At 42.4% G+C, this 11,762-nt stretch carries 8 protein-coding genes and 1 tRNA gene; 2 read left to right on the plus strand and 7 right to left on the minus strand.

Annotated elements, in window-relative coordinates; translation table 11 throughout:
- Positions 1–17 precede the first annotated feature (17 nt).
- Together KE626_RS08530 and KE626_RS08535 are read left to right on the plus strand one after the other, a co-directional pair.
- A complete protein-coding gene (locus KE626_RS08530; protein ID WP_211972448.1) occupies positions 18–491 on the plus strand; it encodes a hypothetical protein in 474 nt (157 codons plus the stop codon).
- A gap of 120 nt (positions 492–611) precedes the next feature.
- Positions 612–1,052 carry a hypothetical protein gene (locus KE626_RS08535; RefSeq protein ID WP_211972449.1) on the plus strand — a complete coding sequence of 147 codons (441 nt, stop codon included), beginning with the start codon at positions 612–614 and terminating at the stop codon, positions 1,050–1,052.
- A gap of 51 nt (positions 1,053–1,103) precedes the next feature.
- On the opposite strand, the gene KE626_RS08540 is transcribed toward KE626_RS08535, so the two are convergent.
- The 7 genes from KE626_RS08540 to KE626_RS08570 all read right to left on the minus strand — a co-directional run bounded on the left by KE626_RS08540 (position 1,104) and on the right by KE626_RS08570 (position 11,720).
- Positions 1,104–1,772 carry an O-methyltransferase gene (locus KE626_RS08540; RefSeq protein ID WP_211972450.1) on the minus strand — a complete coding sequence of 223 codons (669 nt, stop codon included), beginning with the start codon at positions 1,770–1,772 and terminating at the stop codon, positions 1,104–1,106.
- Between the two features lie 71 nt (positions 1,773–1,843).
- The gene (locus tag KE626_RS08545; protein ID WP_211972451.1) at positions 1,844–2,866 is read right to left on the minus strand and encodes an LLM class flavin-dependent oxidoreductase; all 1,023 of its coding nucleotides are present in this window, start codon (positions 2,864–2,866) and stop codon (positions 1,844–1,846) included.
- A gap of 1,362 nt (positions 2,867–4,228) precedes the next feature.
- A tRNA-Ser gene (locus KE626_RS08550) sits at positions 4,229–4,313 on the minus strand.
- Between the two features lie 221 nt (positions 4,314–4,534).
- Positions 4,535–5,950: an efflux transporter outer membrane subunit gene (locus KE626_RS08555; protein ID WP_211972452.1), complete on the minus strand. Its 1,416-nt coding sequence runs from the start codon at positions 5,948–5,950 to the stop codon at positions 4,535–4,537.
- A 42-nt stretch (positions 5,951–5,992) separates the two neighbouring features.
- Positions 5,993–9,157, minus strand: coding sequence for an efflux RND transporter permease subunit (locus tag KE626_RS08560; RefSeq protein WP_211972453.1), 3,165 nt, complete (start codon positions 9,155–9,157; stop codon positions 5,993–5,995).
- Between the two features lie 137 nt (positions 9,158–9,294).
- Positions 9,295–10,488: an efflux RND transporter periplasmic adaptor subunit gene (locus KE626_RS08565; protein ID WP_211972454.1), complete on the minus strand. Its 1,194-nt coding sequence runs from the start codon at positions 10,486–10,488 to the stop codon at positions 9,295–9,297.
- A gap of 347 nt (positions 10,489–10,835) precedes the next feature.
- On the minus strand, positions 10,836–11,720 hold the full coding sequence (locus KE626_RS08570) for a helix-turn-helix domain-containing protein (RefSeq protein WP_211972455.1): 885 nt from the start codon (positions 11,718–11,720) through the stop codon (positions 10,836–10,838).
- Between the last annotated feature and the right edge of the window lie 42 nt (positions 11,721–11,762).

Consider the following 11,762-nt stretch of genomic DNA (forward strand, 5'->3'; position numbering starts at 1 on the left):
ACCTATAAAATTCAAAAATGAGCAATTATAAATATTTCACGCAGGAAGGGAACAAATTTCATTTGAAAAGCAATATGTCTACGGCAGTTGTCCGCACGGTGGTATGCCTGGTTATAGCAGCAGCCTTATATTTTATTATTCCCCCGGAAAAGAAAATCGGGATATGGGCTGCTCTGTTGTTCCTTGTTTTTGGGTTGATTAACTTATTAAAAACAACCAAAAAACTAACGATTGATCCCAATACGAAAACCATTACCCATAAAAATAATGCACTGAATGGAGAGGTCGTATATCACTTCAATGAGTTTGAAAATTTTTATGTGCTTAGCGGCAAGTATCTCTTTATAACACTGGATAGTACTGCCTTTTTTATATTCAATCAAAATGGAAACGAGAAGCGCGTACCCATTGTAGTAGGATTATTCAGCAAACACCCCGCCCAAAGCGCGATCAATGAAGTGACAGAGATCATGGGAATTGAAGCAAATTAAGCAGACAGAACTCTCTCTATGAGTTGAACAAAAATAAAAACATGTATATTTCTTGGTATGAATAAATATCAATTGAAAATAACACCCCATGAGCTGAGTATTAAACCCTACTTTGGCTTTATGCCTAAGATAAAAATCTTTGCCCTGCTGTCCGTTTTAATTTTTGGAGCAGTTCCCTTTATGGACAGCTGGCTGAATTATAATATCAGGTATACATTGTATGGTATCGGGGCTATTATGGTGTTTTATGCGATCTATGATTTCCTGTTTAATGTTAATGTGAAGTTTCTCTTTGATAAAAATGCCGGGATCATTTACAAAATCAATGCACCTTTTTTAAAACAACGGCTAATGATGTTTGAGGAAATGACGATCATCAATATCTCCCAGGAACCTGGTTGCATGGAATATGCCATTGGTAAAAAGAAAAAGGAGTTTATGAAGAATTATTCCATCAGTGACACCTTCACCCATAGCAAAAAAAGTAACGCCAGGGAACAGGAATATGTAGAGCAGGTGTTAAATCCTATTTTGGAATTTGTAAAAAGTGATAAGATTTGATGTATATGATTGTGTCGACACAATCCCCGCCCCTTTTTAGCATATCTCCATTTACCTGTTTACCACCGCGATAACCATTCCATCATGTTCCTTCACACCAACGGTTTGCAGAATAGTAGCAGTAACATTTTTATTTCCTTGCAGGCTTTCGTTTAACCGTTGTACTCCTCTTACCCGTTCATCAGTACTATGGGGATCAAGGATTTTCGCTTCTCTTACAACATTGTCGCACACGATCAAAGTTCCTGGCCTGGAAAGCTTTAACGCATAGTCGAAATACTCTTTATATGGCGGTTTATCGGCGTCAATAAATATAAAATCAAATGGTTCTTCATTTTCAGCAATTAAGATGGGCAAAAGATCTAATGCCTTACCCACCCTGATATCCACTTTGTGTGAAAGCCCTGCATTTTCAACATTCTTCCTGGCCACTTCCGCATAACGCGGATCAACTTCCAGGGAAATTAATTTTCCATTTTCAGGCAAAGCCCTTGCCTGCCAAATCGTGCTATATCCCGCTAAAGTGCCTAATTCTAAAACCCGTTTTGCATTGCACGACATCATAAGCACCTGCAGAAATTTACCATGATTTGCCGACACACTTATCCGGGGCATATCTTCCTCTTCCAATGATTTAATGGTGTCGGTTAGTGCTTTGTCTTCAGGGGCTAACAAATTACTGATGTAATTATCTACTTTTAAAAAGATGTCCTCATTCATTGTGTGTTCATTTTAATGTGTGCTCAGAGATTTGGGTCAATACTTAAAACATCTGTCGTCCTTGGCATGACTTAACGCCACCCTAATCCCGGGGCCACATGCTCTAAAATAGCAGACAGTACATGCACATTGTAATCAACTCCTAATGTATTAGGTACTGTCAAAAGTATCGTATCTGCCTCCTGGATAGCTTCGTCCTTAGCCAACTCTTTTATAAGTTGATCTGGCTCTGCAGCATAGCTTCTCCCGAAAATGGCGCGTTTGTTCGGTTCAATCATTCCGATTTGATCAACCTGTTTGGCTTCCCTCCCAAAAAAATGGCGATCCTGATCGTTTACCAGGGCGAAGATAGACCGGCTTACAGAAATCCTCGGTTCACGCCGATGGCCGGCCTTCTTCCAGGTTTCCTTGTACAACCTGATCTGTTCGGCCTGTTGTATATGGAAAGGTTTGCCGCTTTCGTCCATCTTCAGCGTAGAGCTTTGAAGATACATTTCGTTTTCGGCTGCCCAAACAGCAGTCGCATTAGAAGCAGCTCCCCACCAAATACGTTCCCGCAATCCTTCTGAATAGGGTTCCAAACGCAGCAGGCCGGGTGGATTCGGAAACATTGGATACGGATTAGGCTCGGCAAATCCAACACCTTTCAGCTTATCCAGGAATTCCAATGCCTTACGGCGTCCCATATCGGCGTCAGTTTCTCCTTCGGCGGGTTCATATCCAAAATAGCGCCATCCATCGATAACCTGTTCCGGGGAACCTCTGCTGATTCCCAATTGTAATCGCCCCTCCGAAATCAAATCCGCGGCGCCGGCATCTTCTACCATATACAGTGGATTTTCATAACGCATATCAATTACACCCGTTCCTATCTCTATCCTGCTTGTTTTGGCACCGATAGCCGAAAGCAAAGGAAATGGAGATCCTAACTGAGCCGCAAAATGATGCACACGAAAATAGGCGCCATCTAAACCAATTTCTTCAGCGGCAACAGCCAAATCAATAGATTGAAGCAATGTGTCGCTGGCTGTACGAGCGTTATAGGCCGGGTGGTTAGACCAGTGCCCAAACGACAAAAATCCTATTCTCTTCATACCGTCTTTTTCATACCGAAAAATACCTATTATTATCTATCTTTTAGCTATTAAAACAATTTCTTTCCTATTACCTTTCTCAGCATACTAAATTAAATATCGCATATCTACTTTTCAAGCACCTAGTTGAATAGCAATTCTCCTAGGTAGGTTGCCTCCATTATCCGTTTTTACGCGTTCATGGTATTTTCCAAATGACCTGTCACAACATCAAAAAAGCCTTTGGTCAATAACCCAAGGCTTTAAGTCATGACTTTTCCGGTCACTTACTCCATTCTGAATTCCACATTAGGAGGCACCTATTTTAATACCTGCCTTTCATATCATTAGATTTACTGCATAGGATGCTGTACGTAAGGTCTGTTTAAAGAGTGTTATGTTTTCTCTTTGTTTTAGTCTGCCCAATAAGCTAATAGCTGCTGCGCTTACAAGATTATTTTCATCATTAATTGCAAGCTCTTTCAATATAGGAATAGAAAGAGTAATGATATTTGAGTTCGTTATACCCACGGCGTTTATCGCTTTAATACGAAGCGCAAAATATTTGTCTTTTATGCAGCCAATATTATTTGTTGTCCTTCTTTTTCATTTGACCTTTTAATTGCGACTTCTACGGCTTCATATCGGTCTACCAATAAAGGGCAATGGAAATATTGAAAAGCAAATTCACCAAGTGTTTTATTGCCAGTTTTTTTCGGATGAGTATTTTGTCGGCATCAACATTCACAAGGTTTGGTTCCGCTGGAAGTTTATAAATGAGTGTATCTTGAAACTGCCTAATTCTTGAAATATCATTAAGTAGATGTCCTGTGCAAGATCCTTTCTGTCTTCGGCGTTGGGTATCATTTTTAAAATAACTTGAGCTGTCAAACCCAAGGGACTACGCTTGCATAACCCACAACATTATATTTCCGCTACTACATACTACTTTGACAGAAAACAATATTTATAAATAATTATTTTTGAACTGTTTAACTAAGGAAGATTATCAGCGGCTAGCGTAAATACAAGTGTTAAACAAGACCTTGTGTAAAGTTTCTTGCGAGCGAAGATTCAAAGCGCCCGATGAAATCCTACCTATCAAACAATCTCGAAATGTTAGAAGTTATTTTTGGAGACTATTTTGCCCAAACGTTTAGTAGGCCTGCAGGACATTACTACTTAGCAAGCGATCATTCAAAAAAACAATAACCCGAAGTATTAAACAACCAATAGAAAGAATTCATAAATGATGATTCGGAAAAATCTCCATAGAAAATCTCATTATCGAACACGCCTTTGAAATCGAAAACACCTGACAAACACCTTCTTAAAAATGAAAAAGCGACACAAAATCCATTTATGAATTTTGTGTCGCTTTTGCGGAGAGTCAGGGATTCGAACCCCGGGACCTGTTACAGTCAACAGTTTTCAAGACTGCCGCAATCGACCGCTCTGCCAACTCTCCAGGGACGCAAAAGTATAAAAGAAATTGAAAATAAAAAAAAATCCGTCAATTATTTTTAAAACCAGCCACCACAAAGGGTTTAAAAAACAAAAATCCCGGTTCACTAAGCGTAAACCGGGATTTATCTGTTACAAATGACGGACCTAAGCGACAATTATCTCAGGTAACGATTCTTAAAATTCAGCTGTTGGTCATCCGCTTTGATCCGTCATCCGTGAAAATTATTTCCATCCGCCCCCTAAGGAACGATACAGATCCACCATAGCGCTTAAACGCTGACGGTCAATATCTGCCTGTGCCAGCTCTGCCTGCAGGGAACGGCTCTGTGCCGTAATTACCTCCAGGTAGTTGGCCAGCCCGCTGCGGAACAGCATTTGGGCCTGCTGTACCGCCAGTTGGGAGGTATTTACCTGTCGCTGCGCAATCTCTTGCTGTACTTTTACTTTATCCAGTTTCACCAGCGCGTCACTCACCTCTCCTATCGCATTCAGGGCCGACTGCTTAAACGTTATCACCGCCTGCTCACGCTGTATTTTAGCTACTTCCAGTTGTGTTTTCAACTGGCGGCGCTGGAAAATAGGCTGTGCCAGTCCGCCGGCAACAGTACCAAACAGGGAGGCTGGCAGGTTAAACCAGGTGCTGGCCTTAAACGCATTCACACCGCCACTACCGGTGATGGTAAGCGTTGGATACATACTGCCCTGTGCTACCCCCACCTGTGCGTTAGCTGCTACCAGGCCCATTTCAGAGGCACGTACATCCGGGCGACGACTGATCATGGAAGCCGGAATACCTGTTGGCAGGGAATCCGTTACCTGGAAATCAGCCAGTTTGCTGCTACGTGTAATCGTTGACGGTAGTTCGCCTGTTAAAATACGCAGCGCATTCTCCTGGATGGCAATACCTTGCTCCAGCTGCGGTACCAGCAGTTCTGCTGTTTGCTGCTGTGAAATGGCCTGTTGTACACCCAGCTCGGTTACTTCACCGGCAGCTTTCTGTAAACGGATCATCTTTACAATGGTATCACTCAAACTCAGGTTTCTGCGGGCAATGCTTAACTGGTTGTCCAGCATCAGCAGGTTGAAATAGCTGGTGGCCACAGCGGCTACCAGACCGGTTTGCACGGCATGCGCTCCTTCATACGACTGCAGGTAGGTTGCCAGCGCCGCTTCTTTCTGACGGCGTATTTTGCCCCAGATATCTATCTCCCATGACATACCAACACCCAGGTTGAAATCTTCAATATGATCTCCCAGGTTGTTAACGGAAAGGTTCAAACCATTGAAGCTGTTCTTGGAGGGGAAGTTGGTACTGGCGGATGCAGTAGCATTAAAAGCCGGCAACCACGCCACCTTGGCCTGTTTCAGATAGGCCTGGGCCGATTCCACTCTCTTAGCCGCCAGCTGCAGGTCGTAGTTGCCGGTAACGGCTTTGTCTATCAACTGCTGCAACGCGGCATCAGTAAAAAATCTTTTCCATTCCATTTCTGCTATGCTGCTATCTGAAGGAGCAACATTTCCAAATTGCTGGGGCAGCGCCACCGGCGGCCGCTCATAATTGCGGCCAACCCGGCATGCTGCTAAACCTACAACTAAAGAGAATAACAAAAAATAAAATGAGCTATATCTTGTTTTCATTTGTCTGTTTTCTGAATCTGATAATATTTTTTCCTGCCGCTATTAGTGTACCAGCTTTGCCACATGTTCTGCTTCCACTTCCACTATCGGCTTACGGCTGATTTTCTCTTGCAGGAACTGGAAAATTACAAACAGCACAGGTATGATGAATACCCCCAGGACCACCCCGGTAAACATGCCACCTACAGTACTCCAACCAATTGAATGATTGCCTTTGGCAGATGCACCTTGTGTAAAGATCAATGGCAACATACCAACAATAAAGGCAAAGGAAGTCATCAATATTGGACGAAGACGAAGCTGTGCTGCTTCCAAAGCCGCCGGAACAAGCTTATAGCCCGCCCTTCGCCGTTGTAAGGCAAACTCCACAATCAGGATCGCATTTTTAGCCAATAATCCTATCAGCATGATCATACCTATTTGTACGTAGATATTGCCCTCTATACCGCTAAAGCCAATGAAACTATATACACCTAATATACCCGTAGGTACAGTAAGGATTACTGCCAGGGGCAGGATATAGCTTTCATACTGTGCAGCCAGCAGGAAGAATACGAACAATACACTCAGTAAAAACACGAACGCAGTTTGGTTTCCTGCTCTTATCTCTTCCCTCGTAATACCCGTAAACTCATAGGTATAGCCTTGTGGCAACGCCTTTTTCGATACTTCTCCAATAGCTGCAATTACATCACCGGTACTATAACCTGGTTTGGGTGTAGCATTAATGGTAACAGCAGTATACAGGTTGTTTCGTGTAACTGTTTCCGGGCCATATACACGTGTGAATTTGGCCACTGTACTTACCGGTACCATCGTACCCAGGTTGTTCTTTACATAAATAGCATCCAACGAACTTTTATCCATCCGGTATGAAATATCTGCCTGCGCCATTACGCGGCTATATTTCCCGAAACGGTTAAAGTCTGAAACAAAACTACTACCATAATATGTTTGTAGCGTACTCAACAAATCACCCACAGATACACCCAATTGTTTCACTTTTACATCATCTATATCAATTGTGTATTGTGGATTACCGGTATTAAAAGTAGTGAAGGCACTTGCCACTTCAGGCCGCTGACTTAATGCACCAACAAAACCCCATGCCGTTCCTGCTAATTTCTCCAGCGATCCGTTGGTTCTGTCCTGCAACATCATTTCTACCCCGCTCACATTACCAAAACCCTGTATTGTTGGAAAACCAACAAAAAAAGTTAAGGCATCATGTACTTGCATTGATTTGCCTAACAAACCGCCTGCAATAGCAGTAGGGTCTTTCACAACACCTCTTTCCTTACGATCTTTTAATCGTACAAATATCGCAGCATTAGGGGAAGCGTTCGCATTTGTTACGAAGTTCATCCCATTTGCAGCCCATACATCGCTCACCCCCTCATCTTTCAACGTAATTTTACTAATCTGGGCCGTTGCATTCTCCGTTCTGCTAAGTGAACTACCGGGAGGTGTTTGGGTAATACCAACCACGAACCCTTGATCCTCATCCGGAATAAACCCGGTAGGTGTTGTTTTGATCAGCCAAACGGTGGCAACCACCACAAGCAATAACCCGGTAATGGCCACCCATCTGTTCTTCAGCAGGAATTTGATGCTCCGTATATATCTTGCCGTCATGGCATTAAAAGCGGTATTAAACGCGTCGAAGAAGCGGGCGCCAAAACCTTTTTTCTTTCCACCTTCGCCTATATGCTGGTTCTTTAAGAATAAAGCACACAACGCCGGACTTAGCGTTAACGCATTCACCGCAGAAATAAAGATAGCGATGGCCAGTGTAAAGGCGAATTGTTTATAGAATACACCTGCAGGACCTTGTACAAAGCTCACTGGTACAAACACTGCTGCCATTACCAATGTGATCGAAACAATCGCACCGGATATCTCACTCATCGTTTTAACTGTTGCCTCTCTTGCCGGTAGATGCTCACGTTCCATCGTTGAGTGTACGGCTTCTACCACCACAATGGCATCATCCACCACAATACCAATAGCCAGTACCAATGCGAACAATGTAAGCAGGTTAATGCTAAAGCCGAATAATTGTAAGAAGAAGAAAGTACCTATAATCGAAACAGGAACAGCAATTACCGGGATCAATGTAGAGCGGAAATCTTGCAGGAAAATGAAAACCACGATGGCCACAAGGATGAACGCAATGACCAGTGTTTCTTTTACCTGGTCGATAGATGCATCCAAAAATTCCTTCGAGTTGTACATTATCTTAAACTTCATACCCTCGGGTAACGCCTTATCAAACTCTCCAATCTGTCTTTCCAGTTCAGTAAGAATTTCATTGGCATTGGAACCCGGTGTCTGCACAATACCAAAACCAGTAGCCGGTTTGCCATCGAGCAAATTCGAGGCAGTATAAGTATAGCCGCCAAGTTCAACCCTGGCCAAATCTTTAAGGCGAAGAACAGAACCATCGCTCTTTGCCTTAATCACCATATTTTCATACTCTTCAGGCTTATTTAACTTTCCCTTGTATTTAATAATATACTCGAAAGATTCTTTACTACTTTGTCCCAAACGCCCTGGTGCAGCTTCTACGTTCTGATCTCTGATCGCATTCATCACTTCTGCTGTAGAAAGATTGTTAGCAACAAGCCGGTCGGGTTTCAACCAGATACGCATCGAATAATCCTTTGAACCAAATGGCTGTACCTGTGCCACCCCAGGTATACGTTGTAACTGAGGGATGATATTAATTCTTGCATAGTTATTTAAGAACAGCTCGTTATACTTAACGCTATCCTCGCTATATATCGCCACAAACATCAGGAAGCTGCTCTGCACCTTCTGTGTAGAAAGCCCGGCTTGTAATACTTCGGGAGGTAGTTGACTATTCGCTTTAGATACGCGGTTTTGTACGTTTACCGCCGCAATATCAGGATCCGTTCCTTGTTTAAAAAAAACTGTCAAGATGTAGCTACCATCGTTGTTGGAATTGGAGGTCATGTACGTCATGTTCTCCACACCATTTACCGATTCTTCTATCGGAATAGCAACTGTACGGGCTATCACCTCCCCGTTGGCGCCAGGATAATTGGCTATAACCTGTACAGATGGCGGCGCAATCTCAGGAAATAAAGCCGTAGGCAGGGAGAATAAAGACAACGCTCCCAGTATAACCAATATGATAGAAATAACCGTAGATAACACCGGCCTTTCAATAAATCGTTTTAACATAAATAACAATTATGGGTTGCGGTATGTCCGCACGAACACAAACAGTGCATGTGTGTAACAACACTGCCTGCGTCACAATTTGAATAATGTTTTGTGTAAACGTTCTTAACACTGGCGTGCTTTCACGCTTAATTATTTTAAAGCAGCGGCTTTACTTTCAGCAAACTATCTGTAGATACCATCTGTGGCTGAATAACAACGCCATCTCTTAAACCACCCATCATCATGGTAGATTGAGAAGATAATACAATCTTATCTCCCTCCTTAACGCCATCAGTAACAAAATAATAATTAGACGTTTTGCCAGAAATGGTTAGCGGTTTTGTAACGATTTTATTACTATCGGCCACCGTATAAACTAACACTTTGTCCTGCAATTCAAACGTGGCTTCCTGGGGGATTACCAATGCAGCAGCATGTAAAGTAGGTACTCTTACTTTACCGGTATTACCACTTCTAAGTACTCCCTGTGCATTAGGAAAGCTGGCACGTAAACTAATTGCACCAATAGTTTTGTCGAACTGCCCTTCCACTATTTCAACTTTTCCTTTTTCAGGATAAACACTTCCATCTGCCAGGATTAATTCTACCGCCGGCATTCCTTTTACTTTTTCAGCAATGCTATTACCTGGATATTTTTCCTTGAATTTGAGGAAATCGGTTTCACTCAAAGAAAAATAAACACGCATATCCTTTACTTCAGAAATAGTAGTCAATGCGCCTGCCATTCCTCTGCTGATAAGGCTTCCCGTTTTAAAGGGAATACTACCTACATAACCATCGCCAGGTGCGCTAATATTTGTGAACCCAAGATTGATACGGGCGGCTTCTACCTGGGCCTGTGCCTGGGCAACGCTAGCTTTCGCTGAATTGTAACTTGCTTCGGCCGATTTTAATTGAACATCCGATACCACATTATTACTAAGTAGCGGTTTCAATTTATCAACGTTGATTTGTGCATTCTCTAATGCCGCGTTTGCAGCTTGTAAATTTGCAGTGGCATTGTTGAGTTGCTCTACATATGGTCTTCTGTCGATCGTGAAAAGTGTTTGACCTTTTCTAACATATTCACCTTCATCTACTGAAATATTCGTTAGATAGCCGTCTACCTGTGGTCTTATTTCCACATCACGGGTTCCTTCTACCGAAGCAGAGAAATCCTGAAACGTTGTGGCAGGTAATGTAACTGCTTTAATTACAGGTAAAGATGGTGGTGGCGGCGCTTCATTTTTGGCCTGCGACGTGCTGCAGGCAGACATTACGGAAAGAACTATAAAGCTATAGAGTAAGCCTGCCGGCAAATTTGTAAATGTTGATTTCAATGGTTTCATACTACATTTTTTTTAAACGACTAACAATAAGATTCCCTTTAACGAAACAGGCCAATAAAAGACAGCCTTGCTTCGCAGCAATCAAGATCAATGACAGCAATCGGGTTGTGGTTATACAGGTAGGCAGCCCCGCGACGCTCAGGCACCTATAATGTTACAGCACATTATACGTTTGAGCACAGCAATTTGTTACTACTGTAAAAAAGAAACTGAAAGTTTGCGGTCGGCCGCTAATAACTTCTCATCGGTTTTCAAAATTTTGAATGATGCACGGGCGACATCATATTTTTTAAAGACAATGCAAAAATAGATATTTAATGTTAACGGGCATTTAAATTATTACGGGTTTAGTTGTACTTTTCACGGATACTCTTTTGAAATGATGCCGGGGTGAATCCGGAATGCTTCTTAAAAAAGCGGTTAAAATAGGCATCATCTTCAAAATTCAACTGCGAAGCAATCTGCTTAATAGAGTGTTCCCCCCAGTACAGTAGCCGCTTTGCTTCCATAATGCGTTTTTCATCAATGATGAATTTTGCATTTCTGCCAAGCAATGCTTTTACAGTGTCATTTAAATGACCCGGTGAAACGTACAACATCTCTGCATAGTCAGATACCTGCGCTTTTTCATGAAAATGCTGATCTACCAGTATCTTAAATTGTCTTGCCATATTATATTGCGAACTTTCAGCATTCATCCAGTTGCCGGATGGTTCTGAAATACGCCCGCAGGCTATAACAAAGGCATTCAACAGATTACGGATAATCGCTTCCTTACGCAGCTTATCACCGCTGTATTCTTTCCTGATTAGGTCTGCATATGACAACACTTCTTCCAGCTGTTCCTCATTCAACGGCACCATACCGGAACTGAATACACAACGCCAGCAACTCACCACTCCCTGCATTTCGGGCACCAGGAAGTCGTTCGTAAAATATATATTGATTAACTCTGCATCTTCCCCCATTTCGTGCTGATGTACCTGGTTAGGCTCCATCAGCATCAGCGCCGGCGCTTTCATATCGTATTTTTTAAAATCGATCGACTGCCGGATGCTGCCTTTTATCAATATATCTATGCTATATCCGTTATGACGATGAGGAATATTCATATCCCCCATACATTCACGTCCGTTCCATTCACTCATGAAAAAGTTGGCCCCTTCTGCGTAGTCACAGTTATAAACCTGTACTTCCGAATTCCGTGTTACAACACGTTCTAATACTTCCATTGGTTTAATATTTTATAGGTAACCATCATTTAAATTTAACGA

It is taken from the genome of Chitinophaga hostae (genome assembly GCF_018224885.1).
Lineage (GTDB): Bacteria > Bacteroidota > Bacteroidia > Chitinophagales > Chitinophagaceae > Chitinophaga > Chitinophaga hostae.